This is a genomic window from Dactylosporangium sp. NPDC051541, from assembly GCF_044454505.1.
In the GTDB taxonomy this organism is placed as follows: domain Bacteria; phylum Actinomycetota; class Actinomycetes; order Mycobacteriales; family Micromonosporaceae; genus Dactylosporangium.
The window spans coordinates 131,220-154,809 of record NZ_JBITDU010000012.1 but is presented as its reverse complement, the minus strand read 5'-3'; the positions used below and the strand labels follow the sequence as shown (position 1 = coordinate 154,809).

19 protein-coding genes are annotated in these 23,590 nt (G+C 71.6%); 14 read left to right on the top strand and 5 right to left on the bottom strand.

Annotated features, from left to right (window positions below; all coding sequences use genetic code 11):
• Positions 1–52: 52 nt before the first annotated feature.
• The 4 genes from rpsF to rplI all read left to right on the top strand — a co-directional run bounded on the left by rpsF (position 53) and on the right by rplI (position 1,727).
• On the top strand, positions 53–343 hold the full coding sequence (rpsF, locus tag ACIA8L_RS40755) for a 30S ribosomal protein S6 (protein WP_223100250.1): 291 nt from the start codon (positions 53–55) through the stop codon (positions 341–343).
• Between the two features lie 116 nt (positions 344–459).
• Positions 460–1,005: a single-stranded DNA-binding protein gene (locus tag ACIA8L_RS40750; RefSeq protein ID WP_395913137.1), complete on the top strand. Its 546-nt coding sequence runs from the start codon at positions 460–462 to the stop codon at positions 1,003–1,005.
• A gap of 20 nt (positions 1,006–1,025) precedes the next feature.
• On the top strand, positions 1,026–1,265 hold the full coding sequence (rpsR, locus tag ACIA8L_RS40745; RefSeq protein ID WP_223100246.1) for a 30S ribosomal protein S18: 240 nt from the start codon (positions 1,026–1,028) through the stop codon (positions 1,263–1,265).
• Between the two features lie 12 nt (positions 1,266–1,277).
• Complete coding sequence (rplI, locus tag ACIA8L_RS40740; protein WP_395913135.1) at positions 1,278–1,727, top strand: 50S ribosomal protein L9; 450 nt, start codon at positions 1,278–1,280, stop codon at positions 1,725–1,727.
• A 348-nt stretch (positions 1,728–2,075) separates the two neighbouring features.
• On the opposite strand, the gene ACIA8L_RS40735 is transcribed toward rplI, so the two are convergent.
• Positions 2,076–3,605 (bottom strand): von Willebrand factor type A domain-containing protein, encoded by a 1,530-nt coding sequence (locus ACIA8L_RS40735; RefSeq protein ID WP_395913134.1) that lies wholly within the window; start codon positions 3,603–3,605, stop codon positions 2,076–2,078.
• Between the two features lie 93 nt (positions 3,606–3,698).
• The gene (locus tag ACIA8L_RS40730; RefSeq protein WP_395913132.1) at positions 3,699–4,364 is read right to left on the bottom strand and encodes a hypothetical protein; all 666 of its coding nucleotides are present in this window, start codon (positions 4,362–4,364) and stop codon (positions 3,699–3,701) included.
• A 340-nt stretch (positions 4,365–4,704) separates the two neighbouring features.
• Here ACIA8L_RS40730 and ACIA8L_RS40725 point away from each other — a divergent pair, with 340 nt between their 5' ends.
• Entirely contained in the window at positions 4,705–8,748 is a 4,044-nt protein-coding gene (locus ACIA8L_RS40725) for a replicative DNA helicase (protein ID WP_395913130.1), read from the top strand.
• Here ACIA8L_RS40725 and ACIA8L_RS40720 read toward each other — a convergent pair.
• Together ACIA8L_RS40720 and ACIA8L_RS40715 are read right to left on the bottom strand one after the other, a co-directional pair.
• Positions 8,713–9,843: a glycosyltransferase 87 family protein gene (locus ACIA8L_RS40720; RefSeq protein ID WP_395913128.1), complete on the bottom strand. Its 1,131-nt coding sequence runs from the start codon at positions 9,841–9,843 to the stop codon at positions 8,713–8,715. The genes ACIA8L_RS40725 and ACIA8L_RS40720 overlap by 36 nt on opposite strands.
• 53 nt (positions 9,844–9,896) lie before the next feature.
• The gene (locus ACIA8L_RS40715; protein ID WP_395913127.1) at positions 9,897–12,431 is read right to left on the bottom strand and encodes a putative bifunctional diguanylate cyclase/phosphodiesterase; all 2,535 of its coding nucleotides are present in this window, start codon (positions 12,429–12,431) and stop codon (positions 9,897–9,899) included.
• Between the two features lie 353 nt (positions 12,432–12,784).
• Between ACIA8L_RS40715 and moaC the strand changes: the two genes are divergently transcribed.
• Genes moaC through ACIA8L_RS40695 form a run of 4 tightly spaced genes read left to right on the top strand, consistent with a single transcriptional unit; the run spans position 12,785 to position 15,331 of the window.
• Positions 12,785–13,258, top strand: a complete 474-nt coding sequence (gene moaC, locus ACIA8L_RS40710) for a cyclic pyranopterin monophosphate synthase MoaC (RefSeq protein WP_395913125.1) — start codon at positions 12,785–12,787, stop codon at positions 13,256–13,258.
• Positions 13,255–13,746 carry a molybdenum cofactor biosynthesis protein B gene (locus ACIA8L_RS40705; protein WP_395913123.1) on the top strand — a complete coding sequence of 164 codons (492 nt, stop codon included), beginning with the start codon at positions 13,255–13,257 and terminating at the stop codon, positions 13,744–13,746. Before moaC ends, ACIA8L_RS40705 begins: the two co-directional genes overlap by 4 nt.
• On the top strand, positions 13,743–14,921 hold the full coding sequence (locus tag ACIA8L_RS40700) for a molybdopterin molybdotransferase MoeA (RefSeq protein WP_395913121.1): 1,179 nt from the start codon (positions 13,743–13,745) through the stop codon (positions 14,919–14,921). Before ACIA8L_RS40705 ends, ACIA8L_RS40700 begins: the two co-directional genes overlap by 4 nt.
• Complete coding sequence (locus ACIA8L_RS40695) at positions 14,918–15,331, top strand: molybdenum cofactor biosynthesis protein MoaE (RefSeq protein ID WP_395913119.1); 414 nt, start codon at positions 14,918–14,920, stop codon at positions 15,329–15,331. The genes ACIA8L_RS40700 and ACIA8L_RS40695 overlap by 4 nt, the downstream gene beginning before the upstream one ends.
• Here ACIA8L_RS40695 and ACIA8L_RS40690 read toward each other — a convergent pair.
• Positions 15,294–15,815 carry a DoxX family protein gene (locus ACIA8L_RS40690; RefSeq protein WP_395913118.1) on the bottom strand — a complete coding sequence of 174 codons (522 nt, stop codon included), beginning with the start codon at positions 15,813–15,815 and terminating at the stop codon, positions 15,294–15,296. The two genes, ACIA8L_RS40695 and ACIA8L_RS40690, sit on opposite strands and share 38 nt — an antisense overlap.
• A 96-nt stretch (positions 15,816–15,911) precedes the next feature.
• Between ACIA8L_RS40690 and ACIA8L_RS40685 the strand changes: the two genes are divergently transcribed.
• Genes ACIA8L_RS40685 through ACIA8L_RS40665 form a run of 5 tightly spaced genes read left to right on the top strand, consistent with a single transcriptional unit; the run spans position 15,912 to position 23,575 of the window.
• Positions 15,912–17,207, top strand: coding sequence for an SWIM zinc finger family protein (locus ACIA8L_RS40685; protein WP_395913116.1), 1,296 nt, complete (start codon positions 15,912–15,914; stop codon positions 17,205–17,207).
• Positions 17,204–18,886, top strand: a complete 1,683-nt coding sequence (locus ACIA8L_RS40680; protein WP_395913114.1) for a DUF5691 domain-containing protein — start codon at positions 17,204–17,206, stop codon at positions 18,884–18,886. The genes ACIA8L_RS40685 and ACIA8L_RS40680 overlap by 4 nt, the downstream gene beginning before the upstream one ends.
• Positions 18,887–18,914: 28 nt before the next feature.
• A complete protein-coding gene (locus ACIA8L_RS40675) occupies positions 18,915–20,045 on the top strand; it encodes an AAA family ATPase (RefSeq protein WP_395913113.1) in 1,131 nt (376 codons plus the stop codon).
• Positions 20,035–22,392, top strand: a complete 2,358-nt coding sequence (locus ACIA8L_RS40670) for a DUF5682 family protein (protein WP_395913112.1) — start codon at positions 20,035–20,037, stop codon at positions 22,390–22,392. Before ACIA8L_RS40675 ends, ACIA8L_RS40670 begins: the two co-directional genes overlap by 11 nt.
• On the top strand, positions 22,385–23,575 hold the full coding sequence (locus ACIA8L_RS40665) for a VWA domain-containing protein (protein WP_395913111.1): 1,191 nt from the start codon (positions 22,385–22,387) through the stop codon (positions 23,573–23,575). Before ACIA8L_RS40670 ends, ACIA8L_RS40665 begins: the two co-directional genes overlap by 8 nt.
• Positions 23,576–23,590 lie beyond the last annotated feature (15 nt).

The following is a 23,590-nucleotide window of genomic DNA, read 5'->3' as shown; positions in this document are numbered from 1 at the left end:
CTCCTGCCGCGGATGGACCGCGGCCGCTTAGCCCGTAGGAGGTGAGAAAGTCTTGCGTCATTACGAGATCATGGTGATCCTCGACGGCAGTCTCGAGGAGCGCACCGTCGCACCGTCGCTCGATCAGTATCTGAATGTGATTCGGACGTCGGGTGGCTCGGTCGAGAAGCTCGACGTGTGGGGCCGCCGGCGCCTCTCGTACGAGATCAACAAGAAGACCGAGGGTATCTACGCCGTCATCGACCTCCAGGCGTCGCCGGAGAGCGTGGCTGAGCTGGACCGTCAGCTGCGACTCAACGAGTCCGTGCTGCGCACCAAGGTCATCCGGCCCGAGGTCCGCTAAGCGGATCCAGGCGAGATCGATCTGCTTCGCCCGGCCCCAGGTCACAGGCCACGACGAAAAACTGTCGTACCCCTGTGGCAAGGTGCCACATACCAGCGCGCGAGGAGTTGACTCATATGGCAGCGGGAGATACGACGATCACGGTCATAGGCAACCTGACCGATGATCCTGAGTTGCGTTTCACTCCGTCGGGAGCGGCGGTGGCCAAGTTCCGGGTGGCCTCGACCCCTCGGACGATGGACCGCCAGACCAACGAGTGGAAGGACGGCGATCCGCTGTTCCTGTCCTGCACGGTCTGGCGCCAGGCGGCCGAGAACGTCGCCGAGTCGCTGACCCGCGGGTCGCGAGTCATCGTCTCCGGCCGGCTCCGGCAGCGGTCATACGAGACGCGCGAGGGCGAGAAGCGCACCGTCATCGAGCTGGAGGTCGACGAGATCGGCCCCTCGCTGCGCTACGCGACTGCCAAGGTGCAGAAGATGTCGCGCAGCTCCGGTGGTGGCGGCGGTGGCTTCGGCTCCGGTGGCAACGGCGGCGGTGGCGGGGGCGGTGGTGGCGGCGGGTATCAAGACGACCCGTGGGCCAACGCGACCCCGGCCGGCGGTGGTGGCGGCGGTGGCGGCGGCAGGTCGAACTCTTCGTTCGATGAGGAGCCCCCGTTCTAATGGCATCAGGAGCAAGAGCAATGGCGAAGGCTGCGGCCCTGCGCAAACCGAAGAAGAAGGTGAACCCTCTCGACAAGGAGGGCATCGCCTACATCGACTACAAGGACACCGCGCTGCTGCGCAAGTTCATCTCCGACCGCGGCAAGATCCGCGCTCGGCGGGTGACGGGTGTCACCGCCCAGCAGCAGCGTCAGATCGCGCGCGCCGTCAAGAACGCGCGTGAGATGGCCCTGCTCCCCTACACCGCGACCACGCGCTAGGGGGCCGGCGACATGAAGATCATCCTTACCCAGGAAGTCACCGGCCTCGGCACGCCCGGCGACATCGTCGAGGTCAAGGACGGATACGGGCGCAACTACCTGCTGCCGCAGGGGTTCGCGATTCCGTGGTCCAAGGGCGGCGAGAAGCAGATCGTGACGATCAAGCGGGCCCGCTCGGCCCGGGAGATCCGCGACCTCGGGCACGCCAACGAGGTCAAGGCCCAGCTCGAGGGCCTCAAGGTCTCGCTGGCCGTCCGCGCCGGCAGCGAAGGCCGACTCTACGGCTCGGTCACCTCGGCCGAGGTCGTCGACGCCGTCAAGAAGGCCGGCGGCCCGGATCTGGACCGCCGCCGCCTCGAGCTGCCGGGCCACGTGAAGTCGGTCGGCGACTACAAGGTGCAGATCAAGCTGCACCCGGAGGTCGCCGCGGTCTTCACGCTGAAGGTCACGGCCGCCAAGTAGGACGCGCAAGCAGGCTCGGGCCCCGCAGGACACTCGTCCTCCGGGGCCCGTTCCCGTTTCCAGCGCCTCCACGCCGCACGCCGCGCGCTCCACGCCGCACGCCGCACGCCGCACGCCGCACGCTCCACGCCGCACGCCCATGCCGCGCTGCCACCGACACCGCTCGCCGCGGGACGCTCAGATGAACTCGCGCCCGCCTCGCGTGGTGTGTTCGCTCATCGCGTGCGCCACATGTGACGCTCGTTCGGCTGTGGCTCGTCTCGTCTGGCGTTCCCGCTTCGCCGACGGACGCGCGCCTCGTTGCGGCGTCCGTACGGCTCGCGCGGGTGCGGCGGGTGGATGAGTGGATCAGCCGTAGAGGGACTCGGCGTCGGTGATCATGGTGGTCAGGTCGCGGATCTGGGTTGTGTCGCCGGCTGACCGGGCGATCGTTCGCAGGTCGGGGAGGCGGACCTCCTCGGCGTACTGGCTGTTGCGGAGTACCTCGGCCAGGTAGGCGGCCGCGTAGGAGACCCGGAGCGGCTTGGCGGCCTCGGTGAAGTCGCGATCCAGGGCGTTGACCGTCACCGGCTCCGCGAGCTCGCTCGGCTCCCGGGTTTTCGGATCCTGCCAGCGGACCCGTACGTCGGCCAGGTGGCCCGCGGCGCCCGGGCGCAAGTGCAGTGCATAGAGCGCCGTGACCGCGTGGCCCGGGCCCACCTCGCCGCCGTCGACCTTGTCGTTGCGGAACTGGGAGGCCGAGAGCGCGCGGTTGTCGTAGCCGATCAGACGGTACGACAGGACGGTCTTCGGGTCGAATTCGACCTGTGCCTTGGCGTCCAGGGCCCGCAGTGCGACAGTCGCGGGGAGTTGCTGCACGAAGACCCGATCGGCCTCGGCCTCCGTGCTGACGTAAACGACGTAACCGTCGCCCTTGTCGGCGAGCTGCTCCATGAAACGGTCGCCGTAGTCGCTGCCGACGCCGACACCGAGCAGCGTGATCTGCTTGGCCGCGGCCTCCTGGATCTCGCGCACGAGGGGCGTCGCGTCGGTGGTCCCGACGTTGGGCAGGCCGTCGGAAAGCAGGATGACGCGGTTCGTGGCCTTGTCGCGGAAGCCCTTGCGGGCCGTGTCGTAGCCGAGGCGCAGGCCGGCCTCCAGGTTCGTGCTCCCGGCGACCTTGAGACGATCGATCGCCGCGTGCACGGCCTGACGGTCGCGGACCGACGTCATCGGGCGCAGTACCTCGGCCCGGTCCGAGTAGGCGACCAGCGCCACCGAGTCCGTCGGGCGCAGCTGGTCGACGAGCGTGTCGAGGCCGTGCTGCACCAGATCCAGCTTGCCCGGCTCCGACATCGAACCCGACACGTCGACGACGAAGGTCAGGGCCGCGTCCGGGCGGTTGGTGTCGGACTCGCCGCGGGTCTGCAGGCCCACGCGCAGGATCCGGGCGTTGTCCTCGGCGCCGCGATGCGTGGCCGGCAGCCGGGTGCCGTCAGTGTTGATCGCGAAGCCGTTGCCTTCCGGCTCGCGGTACTGCTGGTCGAAGGAGTTGACGAACTCCTCGGGGCGGATCGTGTTGGCCGCGGGGCGACGGCCGGACTGCAGGGTGCGCTTCGCGAAGCCGTATGAGGCCGTGTCGACGTCCACCGCAAACGTCGACACGGGCCGGTCGGCCGCCGCGATCTCGCCCGCCGCGGCCCGCTCGGAGTCCGCGTTCTTCTCCGGTGTCGCGGCGCCCGCGGCGAGGCCCTCGGGTGTCCCCGTCGGGCCGTATGCGGGTGCGCCGTTCTTGGCGCTGTCGGCGCCGCTGCTGCTGTCGTTGCTGTCCGCGCCGCAGGCCGCCAGCAGTGCGGCGGCCAGCGCGAGCACTGCGGCCGCGCGTAGAGCTCGTGCCATCGTCCCTCCCCGTCAAAGCTGTTTGGCAGGTCTGACGGCAGCGCTCAGCGGGCGGATCCGGGCGTGACCCTACGGTGACCGAACCTTGATTTTCTAAAGACCGAGATCCTGCGTCGCCAGGACCGCGAAACCGACCGTGGCCAGGCCCGCACCCAGCACCGCGCTGGCGAACCCGATGGCGAACGGCCGCCAGCCGGCCGTGACCTTGCCCAGGACCATCGCGACGATGATGCTCAGCGCCATGGAGACGGCGAGCTGCGGTACCAGATGACCGATGTTCGCCAGAGCCTCGTCATGCTGTGACGGGCAGGGCAGCCCGAACGCCGTCGTGCAGCCCGGGCGCGGATCGTCGGACAGGGTGAGCGCCCACCCGACGTATGCGGCGAACGGGATGAGATACCAGCACGCGGTCGAGATGAAGGAGCCGATGTAGAGGCTGTGCTGGTCCGGCTCGTCCTCGTCGTCGTCCTCCTCCTCCTCGTCCTCCTCGTCGCGCTGGCTCGGCGGCGGCGGAGGGAGGGGCAGCCGGCGGCGCGGGCGGCGCTCGGCATCGGCCCAGTCGTCGTGGTCGAGGACCCGGCCCTGGCCCGGGCGGCGGGACGGATCGGAGCGGGCCGGGAACGGCTCGATGCCCCAGCCGTCCTCCTCCGGCGTGCGCTGCTGCGGGATCCAGCGTTCCTGCCGCGGATCCCAGCGCCCCGTCTCAGGCGTCGGCTGTTCGCGCCGGCCGCGCGGCCGATCCCAATCCGGGTAACTCACTGCCGGAGCGTCACCCATTCGTGACCTTTCCGCAATCGGTCGTCCAGCCGGAAAATCCGTGCCCCTCTTTTTCTCGCACACAGGCTGTGGACGCGATAGCCGCAGCTCAGAGGGCATTCAAGCAGCTGTTATGGAAGGTTATCCACAGGGGTATACACAGCCTTTCCCAAGGTCTGGGGCCTCAGTCCACAGGTTGTCCGCAGAGTTGTCCACCGGCTAACTTTCATCGAACGCCAGTCGCCCCATACCGTTGCGCGGGCGCGCGCCGTCGCGCCGGCGAGTTTTTGTCGTACCCCCGAGGTCTACTAGGGCCTGGAAGGTATGGCGTTGGGGGGCGGAAGTGTCGATCACCGATGACAAGCGGAGCGATCCGTGGGACGAAGAACCGCCCCCGGACCACGAAGGACCAGCTCCCGAGCCGCAGGAGCGCCGCGGCGGCGGTAAGAACTTCAAGGGCGGCGGCGACCGCGAGCGGCCATCCGGCGGCGCCGAGACGTTCGAGCGCACCCCGCCCCAGGACGTCGCGGCCGAGCAGTCCGTCCTCGGCGGCATGCTGCTGAGCAAGGACGCGGTCGCCGACGTCGTGGAGATCCTCAAGACCCAGGACTTCTACAAGCCCGCGCACAGCGTCATCTACGACGCCATCCTCGACCTCTACGGCCGCGGTGAGCCCGCCGACGCCGTCACCGTCGCCGCCGCGCTGACCGACACCGGCAACATCGCCAAAATCGGCGGCACCCCATACCTGCACACCCTGATGACCGCGGTCCCGACCGCGGCCAACGCCAGCTACTACGCCCGCATCGTCGCCGAGCGCGCCGTCCTGCGCCGCGTCATCGAAGCCGGCACCCGCATCGTCCAGCTCGGCTACGGCTCCAGCGCCGAAGGCGGCCGCGACGTCGACGACGTGGTCGACCTGGCCCAGCAGGCCATCTACGACGTCACCGAGAAGCGCGTCAGCGAAGACTTCGCCGTTCTTGCCGAAATGCTCCAGCCCACCCTGGACGAGATCGAAGCCGTCGGCGCCCAGGGCGGCATGATGACCGGCGTCCCGACCGGCTTCCAGGACCTGGACCGCCTGCTCAACGGCCTCCACGCCGGCCAGCTGGTCATCGTCGCCGGCCGACCCGGCCTCGGCAAGGCTCTGGCTCTCGACACCCCGCTCCCCACACCCGACGGCTGGACCACGATGGGCCAGGTGCGGGCGGGCGATCAGCTGCTCGGTGCCGACGGGCGGCCGACCACCATCGTCAACGCCTTCGACGTGCTGCACGACCGGCCGTGCTACGAGGTCGAGTTCTCCGACGGTTCAGTGATCGTGGCCGACGCCGAACACCTGTGGACGACCACGACCGGCGCTGCCGCCCGGGCCGAGCTCGCGAGCGTGCGGCGAAGCGTCATGGCCGCCCCTGATGAGTTGGTGACCTTCGGCGAAGCGGCGACGTTGGTCGGCGAGCAGTTCCGGCACATCCTGGACATCGCCGGTCATGAGGTCGGCACTGTCGGTGTCGTGACGCGGGAATACGCGCGGTCCGGTCGGCCGTGGCGGCGGTCGATCCAGGCCTACTCGCGGCCGGCGCGGGTCGGTGAGCTGAGCCGGCGGGTCGGGCGGACGATGAACGCCGAGACCACGGCGGTCCACCCGAAGACGGTGACCACCGCTGAGATCGCGGCCACGCTCCGGCACCCGACCGACGGCCGCCTCAACCACGCCGTTCGCAACGCGGGCGCGCTGCAGCTGCCCGACCGGGCACTGCTGGTGGCGCCCTACACACTCGGGGCCTGGCTCGGTGACGGGCACTCCGCCGCACCCCGGCTCACGACCGCGGACCCGCAGATCGTGGCGCTGATCGAGGCCGACGGCTACCTGGTCGTGCCGAGCTCGGCGCACCCGATGCTCTACGGTCTGCGCAGTGCGCAGCCCAAGGGCTCGCTGACCCGCGACCTGCGAGCCCTCGGTGTGCTGGGCGACAAGCACATCCCGGCCACATACCTGCGCGGGTCCGAGGCGCAGCGGCGCGCACTGCTGGCCGGGCTGCTCGACACCGATGGCACGGTGACGACGACCGGCAACGTGCAGTTCACGTCGACCAGCGAGCGCCTGGCGCGGGACGTGCGGGAGCTCGTGGTCAGCCTCGGATACCGCTGCACCGTGACCCGGAGCGACGTCCGTGGGCGCACGGCCGCCTCGTCGATCGCCTACACGCTCAACTTCACCACCGCTGACGACGTGTTCCGGCTCGAGCGCAAACGCGACGCCCAGCGGTCCCGGCGCTGCACCACGAGCACGGCCCGGACCAGGCTTCGATACGTCGTCGCCGTCCGGCCGGTGGCGAGCGTGCCGGTCCGCTGCGTGCAGGTCGACAACGCCGACCACCTCTACCTGGCCGGCGAGGCCATGATCCCCACGCACAACTCGACCGCCGCCATGGACTTCAGCCGGGCGGCGTCAGTGAAGCACAACATGGCGTCGGCGATCTTCAGTCTGGAAATGTCCAAGGTCGAGATCGTCATGCGGCTGCTCTCGGCGGAGGCTCGGGTGCCGCTGCACGTGCTGCGGTCGGGACAGTTGTCGGACGACGACTGGACCAAGCTGGCGCGGCGGATGGGGGAGATCAGCGAGGCGCCGCTGTTCGTCGATGACACGCCGAGCATGAACCTCATGGAGATCCGGGCCAAGGCGCGGCGGCTCAAGCAGCGGCACGATCTGAAGCTCATCATCGTCGACTATCTGCAGCTCATGACCAGCCCCAAGCGGACCGAGAGCCGGCAGCAGGAGGTCGCCGACTTGTCCCGTGGCCTCAAGCTGCTGGCCAAGGAGGTCGAGTGCCCGGTCGTCGCGGTGAGCCAGCTCAACCGTGGCCCCGAGCAGCGCACCGACAAGCGCCCACAGCTGTCCGACCTTCGTGAGTCGGGCTGTCTGACGGCGGGGACGCGGATCCTGCGTGCGGATACTAACGCGGAGACGACGCTCGGGGAGCTGCTGGAGTCCGGGGCGCAGGATGTCCCAGTGTGGTCGCTCAACGAGAAGCTGCAGTATGTGCCGCGGACGATGACGCACGCCTTCCCGAGCGGCCGCAAAGAGGTGTTCCGGATGCGGCTGGCGTCCGGGAAGGTGATCGAGGCGACGGCCAACCATCCGTTCCTGACCTTCACCGGCTGGACGCCGCTCGGCGAGCTCGAGGTCGGCGGCCGGATCGCTGCGCCGCGGCATGTCCCGCCGCCGCTGCAGATCGCGCCGTGGGCGGAGCACGAGGTCGTGCTGCTGGCTCACATGCTCGGTGATGGGTCGTTCGTCGCTCGGCAGCCGGTTCGCTACGCCAGCATCGACGAGGCCAACTTGGCGGCGGTGACCGAGGCGGCAGCCGGCTTCGGCGTCACAGCGATCCGGGACGAGTACCCGGCCGCCCGGGTCACGACGCTGCGGCTGCCGGCACCGTTCAGGCTCGCTCGCGGGCGGCGGAACCCAATCGCTGCGTGGCTGGATGGGCTGGGGCTCTTCGGGCTGCGGTCATACGAGAAGTTCCTGCCCGAGCGGGTGTTCTCGCTGCCCAAGGAGCAGGTCCGGCTCTTCCTGCGGCACCTCTGGGCGACTGACGGGTCGGTGACCGTCACGCCCGAGGATCGTCCCGGCAATGGCGGCCGGGTCTACTTCGCGTCGACCAGCGAGGCGATGGTGCGGGGTGTGGCCCGCTTGCTGCTGCGGTTCGGCATCACCGGCCGGATCAAGACGAGCAAGACCACGCCACATCGGGCGATGTTCACGCTCGATGTATCGGGCCGCGACGATCAGCTCCGGTTCGTCCGTGAGATCGGCGTCCACGGCGCCCGCGGCATCGCCTGCGAGCGACTGCAGACCCGGCTCGAGTCCCGGCAGGGCAACCCCAACGTCGACACGGTCCCGAAGGAGATCTGGGGTTCGGTCCGGGCGATCTTGCAGGACCAGGGCATGTCGCACCGCGAGTTCGCGGCGGCGATGGGGACGCAGTTCAGCGGCAGCACGCTGTGGAAGCACGCGCCGAGCCGGTCGCGGTTGTCTCAGGTCGCGGCGGTGCTCGGCCGGGCGGATCTGGAGCTGCACGCGACGAACGACGTGTTCTGGGACGAGATCCGCTCAATCGAGAGCATCGGGGAGCAGGAGGTGTACGACGCGACGGTGCCCGGCCTGCACAACTTCGTCGCCAACGGCATCGCGACCCACAACTCAATTGAGCAAGATGCGGACGTTGTCATCCTTTTGCACCGGGATGACTACTACGACAAGGAGTCGCCGCGGGCTGGGGAGGCGGACTTCATCGTGGCCAAGCATCGAAATGGGCCTACTGACACGATTACCGTGGCGGCGCAGCTACACCTGTCGCGGTTCGTTGACATGGCTATCTGACCTTCGCTGGTCCCACCAGTAGGCGAGGAAGGTGGCTGGGTAGAGCAGGTAGCCGAAGCGGGTCGTCGGGGTGAGCATGATCGCCGCGGTCAGGCCGGCGGCGATGAAGGCGGCGGCTGCGGCGGAGGTCGTCGGGCGGTGGCGATACAGCAGGTAGGCGATCACGGCGCCGGCTAGGAGGAGCAAGGCCAGGGCTATCGTCCGGCCGGCTGGGAGCGAGCTTGCGATCAGGTGGCCCGGTAGCGGGGACTGGGCGGGGCTCGTCACCAAGCCCTGGCCGGTTGGGAAGCGGATCGCGTTCTCCATGAAGGCGTCCGGATGCACCACGAGAGCCGGCACCAGAGCCACCAGCGGGATGCCGAAGGCGAACACCGCGAAGCGGGCCGCTCTCGACAGCGGCGGCCAGGCCAGGACCAGCAGGACCAAGGCCACCGGCAGGGCGAAGAGCTTCAGGGCGCCGGCCAGTCCGACCGCCACGCCGGCGGCGATGAAGCGGTCGCGGGAGGCCAAGGCCAGGGCCAGCACGCAGAGCGCCAGGACCGGGATGTCGTCGCCGCCGGTCGCCAGCGTCAAGGTGCAGAGCGGCAGTGCGGCCACGGCCTGGGTCAGGCGGTGCGCATCAGCGAGTAGCAGTTTCAGGGAGTACACCAGGCAGAAAAGGGTGACGATCGCGAACCACACGCGGGCGTCGGTCCACCACGAAGAGCCGAACGCGGCCCGCGGGAGGCCGAAGACCGACATGCCGGGCTGGTAGGGGGCGTAGCCGAGCAGGCGGTCGTCCGCGGGCAGGTCGGCGATCGCGGCGCGGGACAGGTACGGGGTGCCGGTGTGGACCAGGCGGTCGCCCATGTGCTCGACGACCAGTACCTCCTCCTGGGCCCGGTCGGTGCGGCCGGACGCGCGCTGGATCGACTCGACCAGCAGCGGGAGCAGGGCCGTCGCGGCGAACACCAGCCAGACCACCAGGCGGCGGGACAGGACGAGGACGAGTGCGGCGCCGGCCGTGTAGCCGATCCAGGCGATCGCTCCCCACGCGCGGTGTGGCAGCAAGGTCGAGGTGAGCGCGGTGACGGCGGCGAAGGCGGCACACAACACGTAGAAAGCGGCGTCGATCAGGCGGGTAGCGATCCGACCATTGTGCCAACGGGTCAGGTCGAGCGCTCACGGCCGGGGGGTTCGGCGGTGCCGCCCTGGGCCATGCGGCGGGCTCGGCGGCTGCGGGACATGCGGATCACGGCGCCGGTGTCGTGGAGCGGGGCGGCCAGGTGGCCTTCGCCGCGGTCGAGGGCGGCGAGCAGCCGGTCGGAGGGCATGGCGCGGGCGAAGAGGTGGCCCTGGCCGGCGGGGCAGCCGAGCTCCCAGAGCTGCTGGCGCTGGTCTTCGCGCTCGACGCCTTCGGCCACGACGAGCAGGTCGAGGCTGCGGCCGAGGTCGATGGTGGAGCGCACGACGGCGCCGGGGGCGGACGTGTTCATCGCCGAGACGAAGGTGCGGTCGATCTTGAGTTCGTCCACGGGTACCCGGGCCAGCGTCGCCAGGGAGGAGAAGCCCGTGCCGAAGTCGTCGAGCGCGAGCCGGATGCCCTGGTCACGCAGGGCGGCCAGGACCTCGTCGACGACCTCGAGCTTGCTCAGCGTCACGGACTCGGTGAGTTCGATGACCAGGGAGCTGGACGGCACGCCGCGGGCGCTGAGGCGGCGGGCCACGGCGTCGGGGAAGCTGGGGTCGAGGAGGCTGCGGGGGGAGACGTTGACCGCGACCGGGATCGGGTAGCCGGCGTCGGCCCAGTCGGTGGCGGCGATCAGGGCCTGGTCGAGGACGGCGTCGGCGAAGGCGGCGAGCTGGCCGGAGCGTTCGATGGCGCCGAGGAAGCGGTCCGGGGAGAGGGGGCCGCGGTCGGGGTGCTGCCAGCGGGTGAGGGCTTCGGCCGCGATGACTTTGCCGCTGGCCAGGTCGACGATCGGCTGGAAGTGGACGGTGAACTGGTGTTCGGCGACGGCGCGGGCCAGGTCGCCGCCGAGGGTGAGGCTGGTGACGTCGGCGGTGTCGCGGGCCTGCGCGTAGACGACGACCCGCTGGCCGTCCTGTTTGGCCTGGTACAGCGCAATGTCCGCCCGCCGCAGGAGTTCGCCGACACTGCCGCCGGTGCCGGTGGTCACGCCGCAGGTGGCTTCGACGCTGATGCGCATTTCGTCGAGCTCGATGGGCGGTGCGAGCGCGTCGAGCATGGCGTGGGCGCGCAGTTCGGCGATGGCGGGTGCGCTGAGGCCGGAGAGCAGTACCGCGAACTCGTCCCCGCCGAATCGGGCGACGAGGTCGCCGGGGCGGGCCGCGGCGGCGAGGCGGTCGGCGACGCCGACGAGGACCCGGTCGCCTTCGGCGTGCCCGAGGGTGTCGTTGACCTCTTTGAAGTGGTTGAGGTCGATCAGCAGTACCCCCACCACTCCGGCGTTCCCGGCGAGCAGTTCGTCGCCGTACTGCTGCAGCCGCCGCCGGTTGGCCAGGCGGGTGAGCGGGTCCTGGGCGGCCGCGCGGGCGTGGCTGTCGGCGAGGCGCTGGGTTTCGGCGAAGGTGGCGGCGTTGCGGATGGCGGTGCAGAGCGCGGCGGTGAAGGTGCGCAGGGTGTACTGCTCCCGGTCGGTGAACCGCACGGGTCCGGAGCCGCGGAAGCGCAGCCGCAGCTCGCCCAGGTCGCCGTCGCCGCGGTAGCTCTCCAGCGCGACCGGGATCAGGTATCCCTCGGACGGCGGCGCGTCGCGCGGTGGCCCGTCGTAGAGGATCTCTTTGCCGTCGCTGCGCACGAGGCGGGCGTCGCCGCTCGGCGGGCGGATCTCGACTTCGGCCTGGTCGGTGGAGAAGATGTCGGTCGCTCGGCGCACGGCCGCGTAGAGGACGTCGGTCTGGTTGACGGAGTTGAACTCGTCGGTGGCCTCGGCGAGGCGCTGCCAGGCTTCGTTGCCCTGGCGGGTGCGGGTCTTGTTGGCGAAGGCCAGGTGGATCGCGACGGCCAGGGGCGGCAGGACGAGCAGCAGCCACTCGCTGACGTGGTATGCGGCGACGGTGGCCAGCGCGACGGTGGCCTGCGCGAGCCGGGTGATGAGCTGGACGTCGAAGTTGGCCAGCACGAGTTGGCGGAACGGGTTGTGCGTGACGATCGCGAACAGCGCCTGGGACACGACCGCGTCGACCAACGTATATGCGACAAATGCCAGGATCAGTCCGGGTATGACGGCCGAAATGGAAAATGTCGAATTCAACAGGATCGGCTGCGTGCCGACCGAGTAGGCGGCGTAGGCGGCGGCCGACGCGGAAATAGTTTCTTTTCCGACATTGAACCCGATCTTCATCGGATCGGACACTCGGCGCAGTAGCAGGGAAAGGAACAGGCCGCACGCGGCGCCGAGAATCATCTCCGCCGCCGGCAGGAAGACGGCGGCGAGCGTGATCACCGCGGTGATCGGGTGGATGCCCTCCTTGACCGATCGGATGCGGATCTCGATCACGGTGAAGAAGTTGCCGATGACCACGAGGGTGAGCACGGCCATGCCGGTGAACTGGGCCTGGCGGGTCGAGATGCTCCACAGTGCCCACAGTGCGGCGGCGGACCCGCCGACGACGACGGGACCAACGAGGCACCACAGGCGCCGGTTGGTCGCGTCGTCGGTTCGCGGTGTTGTCTGCATCGCTCAGCTTCATCGTCGCCGATGTCGCCGCTGGCTTGTCAACCCATCGCGGGGGTCAGAGCCAGACGTAGTCCTTCTGCATTTTCGCCTCCTAAGGCCGCGTGGTGGATTTGACCCCCCTTTAGCACCAGATATCGATGACCATCGACGTTCTAAGTGCTGAACGCAGCCTAGGGTGCAAAACGCAAGATGCCCTAAACGATTTGTCCGTCGAATCATAGTTTGCGAACTATAACGGGCTTTGTCACGATTTGCCGACGCGAAGGTGACGCTCCGTATAGCAAATTCGACGCAGACGTCCTTAGCGTGCAGCATCGGCGGTGCTTCCGCCTCCGCTCATTAAGCTCTTTGGTGTGCCAAACGAGTTGACCCATGTGGACGCTTCGGGTGCCGCCCGAATGGTTGATGTCGCAGCGAAGGATGTGAGTGCCCGGCGGGCCGTCGCGGCCGGGTTCGTGCGCACCACCAGCGAAGTCATCGCGCTCTTGCGTGACGGAGCGCTTCCGAAAGGTGACGCTCTGGCGGTGGCCCGCATTGCCGGAATCATGGGTGCGAAGCGCACGCCCGACCTGATTCCCCTGTGTCATCCGATTGCTTTGCACGGTGTGACCGTCGAGTTGACGCTGCGTGATGAGACAATCAATATCGAAGTCGTCGCGAAAACCGCCGACCGCACCGGCGTCGAGATGGAGGCGCTCACCGCGGTGGCGACGGCCGGCCTGGCGCTCATCGACATGATCAAGGCGGTCGACCCGGCCGCGTCCATCGAGCACGTGCGGGTGATACGCAAAGAAGGCGGCAAGACCGGGCTGTGGGAGCGGGCATGAAAGCGGTAGTGGTGGTGGCGTCCAACCGGGCGGCCGCGGGGATCTATGCCGACACGAGCGGGCCGCTGCTGGTCGAGGGGCTGCGGGCGCTCGAGTTCGAGGTCGGCGATCCGGTCGTCGTGCCCGACGGCCCGCCGGTCGAGGCGGCGCTGCGCGAGGCCGTGGCCGGGGGCGCCACCGTGGTGCTGACCAGCGGCGGCACCGGGATCAACCCGACGGACGCCACGCCGGAGATGACCCGCCGGGTCCTGGACTACGAGGTCCCCGGCATCGCCGAGGCCATCCGGGCGGCCGGCGCGGCCAAGGTGCCCACCGCGATCCTGTCGCGCGGGCTGGCCGGCGTCGCGGGCCGCACGCTGATCGTCAACCTCCCCGGGTCCCGGGGTGGCGCCAAGGATGGTCTCGCGGTGCTCCGGCCGGTGCTCCGGCACGCGGTCGACCAGCTTCGCGGTGGCGATCACCCGCAAACGACTACGCTTCCAGCGTGACGATCCCGATCGCGTGGACGGCTGCCCGCGAAGCGGTGCTCACTGCCGCGCACGAGCAAAAAGCCCAAGAACCGGCCGCTTCGGTACCGCTCTTCGAGGCCGACGGCCGCACGCTCGCCGAACCGCTGGTGACCCTGACCGACCTGCCGGCCTTCCCGACCTCCAGCGTCGACGGCTGGGCCGCGCGCGGTCCGGCGCCGTGGCGGATCATCGGGCGGGTGCTCGCCGGTGACACGGCCAAGCCGCTCACCGACGACGGGACGTGCGTGGAGATCGCCACCGGCGGCATGGTGCCCGATGGCACCACCGCGGTCGTCCGCGTCGAGGACTCGAGCACGACCGACGGCCTGGTCAGCGGGGAGCCGCGGCGCCTGCCCGACTGGCGCCGGCAGGGTGAGGAGGCCGCCGCCGGTGAAGAGCTCCTGCCGGCCGGGACCCCGGTGACCCCGGGCGTCATCGGACTGGCGGCGTCGTGCGGGTACGACACCCTCGTCTGTCGCTCTTTGCCGACGGCCGCCGTGCTGGTCTTCGGCGACGAACTGCTCACCTCCGGGACCCCCGGCCACGGGCGCGTCCGCGATGCGCTCGGACCCTCGGTGCCGTCCTGGCTGCGCCGCGCGGGAGCGACCGTCGTGCACGAGCGCGGTCCCGTCGCCGACACCCTCGAAGACCACGTCGCCGCGCTGCGGGCGGCGGTCGCGGCCGGCGCGCAGCTGATCTGCACCACCGGCGGCACCATGCACGGACCCGTCGACCACCTGCACCCCGCGCTCGCCGAGCTGGGCGCCCGCTACATCGTCAACACCGTCGCCGTCCGTCCCGGCTTCCCGATGCTCGTCGCGCAGCTGCCCGGCGGCCAGTTCGTCGCGGGCCTGCCCGGCAATCCCCAGTCGACGTTCGTCGCTCTGGTTTCGCTGGTACTCCCACTGCTTGCCGGTCTCGCCGGTCGCCCGATGCCGGAGTCGTCCACCGTGACCCTCGGCGCCGACGTGCCGGGCCGCGGCGACTTCACGCACCTGGCCCTGGTCACCCTGACTGCGGGTCGCGCGCACCCGGTCGGCCACGTGGGCTCCGCGATGCTGCGCGGCCTCGCCAACTCGATCGGGTTCGCGGTCGTCCCGCCCGGCACCGAAGGCCGCGCCGGGGACCTCGCCCAGCTGGTGCCGCTGCTGTGATCATCACCGACGTCACCACCGAGCCGCTCGACGTGCAGGCCCACGAGCGCGCCGTCGCCGATCCCGCGGCCGGGGCGGTCGTGTCATTCGCCGGCGTCGTGCGCGACCACGACGGCGGCCGGGGCGTGGTCGAGCTCGAATATGAGGGCCACCCCAGCGCCGCCGGCATCCTCGCCGAGGTGGCGGCCGAGATCGCGGCCGACCCGGCCGTGCGCGCGGTCGCCGTCTCCCATCGGATCGGCCGGCTGGAGATCGGCGACGTCGCGCTGGCCGCCGCCGTCTCCACCGCGCACCGGGCCGAGGCGTTCGCGCTCTGCGCCCGCCTCGTCGACGAGGTCAAGGCCCGGCTGCCGATCTGGAAACGTCAGGTGTTCACCGATGGCCAAGAGGAATGGGTGAACTGTCCTTGAGGTGCTTGCGGGCCCGCTTGATGCTCCTCGCCGACGCTCGCGCCGCGTGACCGGCCCGCCAGCGGAGATCCGGGCGGCCCTCCTTGTCGAGCGCGGCCAATAGCAGGCCGCCCATCAGGCCCATGTTCTTGAGGAACTGGATCCGCTGCTGGGTGCGCTGCGCCGGGTCCTCGATGTCCCAGAACGCGTGCCCGGCCAGCGTCGTCGGCACCAGCGAACCGGCCAGGAGCAGCGCCGCCGGCCGGGTGAGCGTCCCGGTCGCCAGCAGCACACCGCCCGCCATCTGGGCCGCGCCGTTGACCCGCACCAGCGCCTCGGCCTCGGTCGGCAGCTTCGGGTGCAGCGCCTTGATCGTCGGCTCGAGCCGGTCGGTGACCGGCTGGGCCTTCCCGGCGAGCCGCCCCGGGTTGGTGAACGCCGACCATCCCTGGATCACGAAGATCGCCGCGAGCATCGATCGGGCGGCGGTACGCACGGGTCTCATGCCGCCAACATACCCACCCGAGAAATGTCGTACCCCCTGACTACGGTTACGGGCATGGCGGAGACGGCAACCACCGTTTGGACAACGGATCAGGTTATGGCGCTGGCGCCCGACTCGTCCGCGCAGCGGGCGGCGCGCGGGCTCGCCGGCGACCGGGCCTGGCTGGAGACCGGGCTGGCCGCCGACGACGACATCGACCCCACCCTGTGGGGCCTGTGCCAGGGCAGCGGGACCACGCCTTACCAGACCGCCGTCGACCTCACCGAACCGGCCTTCAAATGCACCTGCCCGAGCCGCAAGTTCCCGTGCAAGCACGCCCTCGCACTGCTGCTGCGCTGGTCGTCCGGCGCCGTCCCCGAGGCCGTCGCCCCATCGTGGGCCAGCGCCTGGCAGGCCGCCCGGGCCGCGCGCGCGGCTCCGCGACCAGCGGTTGAAAATGCCAGAAGCGGTGGTGGGGGTACTGCCGGGAGGGCCGCCCCCAGCGAAAAAGCCCAGGCGCGCCGGGCCGACCGCATCGCATCCGGCCTCGAGGAACTGGACCGCTGGCTCGCCGACCAGGTGCGCGGCGGTCTCGCCGGAGCGGCCAAGAGCACCGCGGCCTGGGACAGCATGACGGCTCGCCTGGTCGATGCGCAGGCGGCCAGCGCGGCAGGCATCCTGCGACGGACCGCGGCCGTGATGGGCGCGCCGGAGCGACTGCTCGGTGAGCTGGCCCGGCTGCACCTGCTGGTCGGCGGCTACCGGCGGCTGGAGGAGCTGCCGCAAGAGCTGGCCGACAGCGTCCGGATGCGGGTCGGTGTGCCGATCGCGACCGAGGCCGTCCTGGCCGGGCCGGCGGTGCGGGACCGGTGGCAGGTCCACGGTGTCCGCGACGAGATCGAGGACCAGCTCACCGTGCGGCGGGCGTGGCTGCGGGGCGCGGCCTCGGGCCAGCCGCTGATCGTGCTGTCGTTCGCCGTCGCCGGCCAGTCCCTGCCGATCGACCTGCTGCCCGGGACCGAGTTCGACGCCGACGTGTGCCTGTATCCGGGCGGCCAGCCGGCCCGGGCCCTGATCGCCAAGCGGCACGCACCGCCGGAGCGCATGCACTTCGTCGCCGGCGGGGCCGGGATCGAGGACAACCTGCGGGCGCACGCCCTGGCCCTGGCCGGAGATCCCTGGCTGGACTACTGGCCTCTCGCGGTGGAGGGCGTCGTGCCGGTCCGCGACGGCTCGGGCTGGGCGCTGGTGGACGCCGACGGGTCCGGGCTGCCACTCGATCCGGCGGCGGGCGAACCGTGGCGGCTCATCGCCGTGACCGCCGGGCGGCCGACGACCGTGACCGGCGAGTGGTCGGCGGCGGGGCTGCGGCCGCTCGGGGTCTGGGCCGACGAACGGCTGGTGCGGCTGTGAACGACCCGGACCTTGCGGCCGCCCGCACCGAGGGCGTCGGCGCACCCGTCGCGCGCACCGAGGGCGTCGGCGCACCCGTCGCCCGCACCGAGGGCGTCGGCGCATCCGCCGCCCGTCGCTCTGTCGACATTTCGGAAATGTCGGGAATGGCGGATTGGGGGGACGTGCTGGCCACGGCGCTGGTGGGGACGCAGCGGCGGACGCTGCCGGCCGGGGTCGGGCGGCCCGGCGAGGACCCGGCGGAGGCGCTGCTCGACGTGGCGGGAGCGTTGACGCTCTACCGGCGGGCCGGGTTCCGGGCCCGGGCCGGGCTCGCGGTGCCGGAGCCGGCCCCCGACGACTCCGACCTTCCGCTCGTGCCGTGGTCCGCCGCCGCCCGCGCCGCCGACCTGCTCGCGGTCGACGCGGCCGGCTACGGCACCAGCAACGCCGTGCCGGTCCGCGACGCCGACGGCCGGCTCGAGCTGCTCTACGAGTGGCTCTCCGCGGTCAAGGGCCGCCGGGTCCCGGGTGAGCTGCTGCCGGCGCTGCTGGAGATCGGGCGGCGGCACCGGGCGCTGCGACCGCTCGTCGCCGCGGCCGGCGGCCCCCGCGTGGCCTGGCTGGCCCGGCAGCGGCCGGAGTGGGCCTACCTCGACTCCACCGCGGTCGAAGCTCCCGCCGATGACCCGCGGGGCTGGGAGCTCGGCACGATCGGCAAGCGGGTCGGCATCCTCACCGCCGTGCGGCGCGGCGGGCCCGCGGGCGAGCAGCGGGGCCGCGACATGCTCGCCGACGTCTGGCCGACCGAGACCCCCGACGACCGGGCCGCGCTGCTCGGCACGTTCGCGACCGGGCTCTCCCCCGCCGATGAGCCGGTGCTCGAAGGTGCCCTCGACGACCGGCGCAAAGAGGTCCGGATCGTTGCCCTCGATCTCCTGGCGATGTTGCCCGACAGCGACTACGCCCGGCGCATGACCCGACGCAGCACCGCCGCCGTCCAGGTGACCGGTGGACGGATTCAGGTCAACCCGCCGGCCGCCTGCGACAAGGCCATGCGCCGCGACGGGATCGTGGCCCGGCCCCCGGCCGGCGTCGGCGAGCGGGCCTGGTGGCTGGAGGAGCTGCTCACCCGCACCCCCCTCACGGTGTGGGGCGACCCGGAGGCGTTCCTGTCGCTGCCGGTGACCGACGAGTGGGCCGCCGTCCTGCGCCGCGGGCTGGCCCGGGCCGCCGCCGGCCAGCGCGACTCCGGCTGGGCCACCGCACTGACCGGGCGGCTCACCGACGAGGTCGCCGCGGGCGGGCGGCCGGACGACCGGCTGCTGCTCGAGGCGCTCTACGACGCGCTGCCCTCCGACGCCCTGGCCGCGCTCGCCGTCGACGTGCTGCGCCGAGGGCTGGCCGGTGCGGCCGCGGTCGGCGTCGAGCACGTGCTGGAGCTGTGCCCGCGGCCGTGGCCGGAGCCGCTGCGGGAGGCCGTGTTCGACGCCCTCGACGACCTGAGCGGCCGCCGCTCCGCGGGCTGGCGCCTGGCCGGCCTGTGCGAGCTGGCCGCCCTGCGCCTGCCGGCCGACACCGCTGCCCGGGCCACGGCCATGGCCGCCGCGCTGCCCTCCGACGACCCGATGTCCTCCATCGTCGGCCGCTTCGCCGACACGCTCCGGTTCCGGGACGACATGCTCGCGGAGCTCCGATGAACGCTCCCCCTTCCCCCTTGGAGTTCGTGTGACCAGCTCAGTCGATGTCACTGTCGTCCACGTCGACGGCGCGCCCGTCGCCGAGACGGTGCAGCGGCGCCACGCCGAGGACGAGTTCGCCGCCGAGCTCGTGGCGCTGGCCGCGACCGACGAGCGGCCGCGCCCGCCGGGGTGGCGGCTCTCCCCCGCCGCCGTCGTCACCTACCTGCTCGGCGGGGAGACGGCCGACGGGACCGTGATCGTGCCGAAGTACGTCGGGCCGCGCCGGCTCATGGAGGTCGCCGTCGCCACCCTCGCCACCGACCGGGCGCTGCTGTTGCTCGGCGTGCCCGGCACCGCGAAGACCTGGGTGTCCGAGCACCTTGCCGCGGCCATCAGCGGCGACTCGACGCTGCTGGTGCAGGGCACCGCGGGCACGCCGGAGGAGGCGATCCGCTACGGCTGGAACTACGCCCGCCTCCTCGCCGAAGGACCCACCCGCGCCGCCCTCGTCCCCAGCCCGGTGCTGCGGGCCATGGCCGACGGGTGGATCGCGCGGATCGAGGAGCTGACCCGCGTGCCGTCCGACGTGCAGGACACGCTCATCACGATCCTGTCGGAGAAGACGCTGCCGGTGCCTGAGCTCGGGCAGGAAGTACAGGCCCGCAAGGGCTTCAACGTCATCGCCACCGCCAACGACCGCGACCGGGGCGTCAACGAGCTCTCCTCCGCGCTGCGGCGCCGGTTCAACACCGTGGTCCTGCCGGTCCCGGCCGGCGTCGAGGAGGAGGTCGACATCGTGGCGCGCCGGGTCGCGGCGCTCGGCAAGGCCCTCGAGCTGCCCGAGCTGCCGCCCGCCGCCGACGAGATCCGGCGGGTCGTCACCGTGTTCCGGGAGCTGCGCAACGGGGTGACCGAGGACGGCCGGACCAAGCTCAAGTCGCCCAGCGGCACCCTGTCGACGGCCGAGGCGATCTCGGTCGTCACCAACGGGATGGCGCTCGCCGCGCACTTCGGCGACGGAGTCCTGCGGGCCGGGGACGTGGCCGCGGGGATTCTCGGCGCGGTGGTCAAGGACCCGGTGTCGGACCAGGTGGTGTGGCAGGAGTATCTGGAGACCGTCGTCCGCGAACGCGAAGGCTGGCGCGACTTCTACCGAGCGGCCCGCCGTGGCGAGTGAGCCGCTGCTCCTCGGGGTCCGCCACCACGGACCCGGGTCCGCGCGGGCCGTCCGGCGAGCACTGGCCGCGTTCCAGCCTTCGGTGGTGCTGATCGAGGGGCCGCCAGAGGCCGACTCGCTCGTGCCCTACGCGGGCCACGAGGACATGCGGGCGCCCGTCGCGCTGCTGGGCTACCCGGCCGACAACCCGGATCCGAAGCTGCGGGCCTCGTTCTGGCCGCTCGCCGAGTTCTCGCCGGAGTGGCAGGCGATCCGGTGGGCGGTGGCCCGCGACGTGCCGGTCCGGTTCGTAGACATGCCCGCCGCCGTCCGTCTCGCCGCTCCCCCGTCCTCGGCATCCGCGCCCGAAGAGGGCTCGGTCCGGCTCGACCCGATCGGAGCTCTGGCCGAGGCCGCGGGCTACGACGATCCCGAGCGCTGGTGGGAAGACGTCGTCGAGCACCGCTTCGACCACCCGGCCCCAGCCCCAGCCCCAGCCCCATCTCCCGCGCCCGCCCTGAGCCTCGGCGACGGCCTGAGCGGCGTCGGACTTTTCGCGGACGCGGCCGACGTGACGGTGGACGAACGGGAGCTGGCTGCGGCGTCGGCACCGTTCACGGCTATCGCTGAGGCCATGACCGTGGTGCGGGCGCACTCTCCGGAGCCGGGGGAAGCGGAGCGGGTCGAGGAGGAGCGGCGCGAGGCCTACATGCGGATCGGGCTGCGGGCCGCGCTCAAGGAGTTCGAGCGGGTGGCCGTGGTCTGCGGAGCCTGGCATGTGCCGGCGTTGACCGCGCCGCTGCCCAGCGCCTCGGCCGACGCGGCCGTCGTGCGCGGGCTGGCGAAGGTCAAGGTCGCGATGACCTGGGTGCCGTGGACGCATGCGCGGCTGGCGTCCTGGCAGGGCTACGGGGCCGGCGTGCGCTCGCCCGGCTGGTATCACCACCTGTTCACGTCCGTCGACGCGCACGTCATCGAGCGGTGGCTGGTGCGGGCCGCGGGCGTGCTGCGCAAGGACGGCGTGCCGGTGTCGAGCGCGCACGTCATCGAGGCGACCAGGCTCGCCGACGCGCTCGCCACCATGCGGGGGCGGCCCCTGGCCGGGCTGGCCGAGGTCACGGACGCGGCCCACGCGGTGCTGTGCGACGGTGACGATCTGCGGCTCGCGCTCATCAACCGGCGGCTGGTCGTCGGTGATCGGCTCGGGCGGGTGCCGGATCAGACGCCCGGGGTGCCCATCGCGAAGGACGTCGCCGGCAGCCAGCGACGGCTCCGGCTCCCGCCGAAGGTCGAGCGGCGCGAGCTGAAACTCGACCTCCGCCAGGCGTTCGACCTCGAGCGCAGCCGGCTGCTGCACCGGCTCCGGCTCCTCGGCGTCGAGTGGGGCAAGGTGCTGGCCGCGGCCAAGGGCAAGGGCACCTTCCGCGAGGAGTGGGAGATCGCCTGGCAGCCGGAGTTCGCGGTGGACCTGGTGGAGGCGGGGGCCTACGGGACGACGGTCCTGGAAGCGGCCACCGCCCGCGTCGCCGAACTGGCCCTGTCCGCGGCGACCCTGGCCGACGTGACCGCGCTGGTGGAGCGGTGCCTGCTCGCCGACCTGCCCGACGCGCTGCCCGGCGTGCTCGACGCCCTCGACGAGCGGATGGCCCTCGACGCCGACGTCGCCCACCTGATGGACGCACTGCCGGCCCTGGCCCGGACCCTCCGCTACGGCGACGTCCGCGGCACCGACCTCACCGCCCTCCGCGACGTCACGCTCGGCATGATCACGAGGATCTGCGTCGGCCTGCCGGCCGCGGTCGGCGGCCTCGACGACACGGCCGCGGCCGTCATGCGCGACCGGATCGACGGCGTGCAGGGAGCTCTCGCCCTGGTCGACGAGCCCGAGGCCCAGGCCCGCTGGCAGGCGGTCCTGGCCGGCCTGTCGACCCGCGACGACCTGCACGGGCTGCTCACCGGACGGATGAACCGGCTGCTGCTCGACGCGGGCGCGGTCGACGCGGACGAGATCGGCGCGCGGATGGCCCTCGTGCTCACCGTCGGCGTGCCGGTGGCACGGACCGCCGCCTGGATCGAGGGCTTCCTGGCCGGCGACGGGCTGCTGCTGGTCCACGACGAGCGGCTCCTGGCCCTGGTCGACGCCTGGCTGACCGGCATACCGGCCGACGCGTTCGTAGAGGTCCTGCCGCTGCTGCGGCGCACGTTCAGCGGCTACCCGGCACCGCAGCGCCGGATGATCGGGGAGCGCGCGGCCAACATCGGCACGGTCCGGCCGGGCGCCACCCCGGACGACGACATAGACGCGGCGCGGGGCGGTCTGCTGCTCCCGGTCGCGGCTCAACTGCTGGGGAGGGAGCTGCATGTCTGAGCCCGTCGACGGCGAGCCGGGCGAGGAGCGGCTGCGACGGTGGCGGCTGGCGCTGGGCGGTGCGCCGGGGGCCGAGGGCACCGGCTACGGGTTGAGCGGACCCGACGCGGCCGTCGACGCGGCGCTCGGGGCGCTCTACGACCACGGCTCCGACGGGTCGCCAAACCAGCGCGGCGCCGGGCTCGGAGCATCGGCGCCGCGGGTGGCCCGGTGGCTGGGCGACATCCGGCAATACTTCCCGTCCACCGTCGTGCAGGTCATGCAGGCCGACGCGATCGAGCGGCTCAACCTGACCAGGCTGCTGCTCGAGCCCGAGATGCTCGACGCCGTCGAGCCCGACGTGCACCTGGTCGGGACGCTGCTGTCGCTCAACCGGGTCATGCCGGACAAGAGCAAGCGGGCGGCCCGGAAGGTGGTGGCCAAGGTCGTCGGCGAGCTGGAGCGGCGGATCTCGCAGCCGACCCGGACCGCGCTCGCCGGCGCCCTCAACCGCGCGGCCCGGATCAACCGGCCGCGGCACCACGACATCGACTGGGACCGGACGATCCGGGCCAACCTCAAGCACTACCAGGTCGAGCAGCGCACGATCGTGCCGGAGCGGCTGGTCGGCTACGGACGGCGGGCGCAGGCGGTGCAGCGGGACATCGTCCTGTGCGTGGACCAGTCGGGCTCGATGGCGGCGTCGGTCGTCTACTCGGGGGTGTTCGCGGCGGTGCTGGCCTCGATGCGCTCGCTGAAGACGTCGCTGGTCGTGTTCGACACCGCCGTCGTGGACCTCACCGACCGGCTCAGTGACCCGGTCGACGTGCTGTTCGGCACCCAGCTCGGCGGCGGCACGGACATCAACCGCGCCATCGCCTACGGCCAGCAGCTCATCACCCGCCCCCGCGACACGATCTTCGTGCTGATCAGCGACCTCTACGAGGGCGGCGTGCGCGAGGAGATGCTCAGGCGGGTCGCGGCGATGACAGCGGCCGGCGTGCAGGTCATCACGCTGCTGGCCCTGTCCGACGAGGGCGCACCCGACTACGACCGCGAGAACGCCGCCGCGCTGGCCGCCCTGGGCGTCCCCGCGTTCGCCTGCACCCCCGACGTCTTCCCCGAACTCATGGCCGCCGCCATCGAACACCGCGACCTGCGCGGCATCATGGAACGCGCGGAGGCCGCCAAAGCCCGGAAATAGCGCGAAATCTCGGAG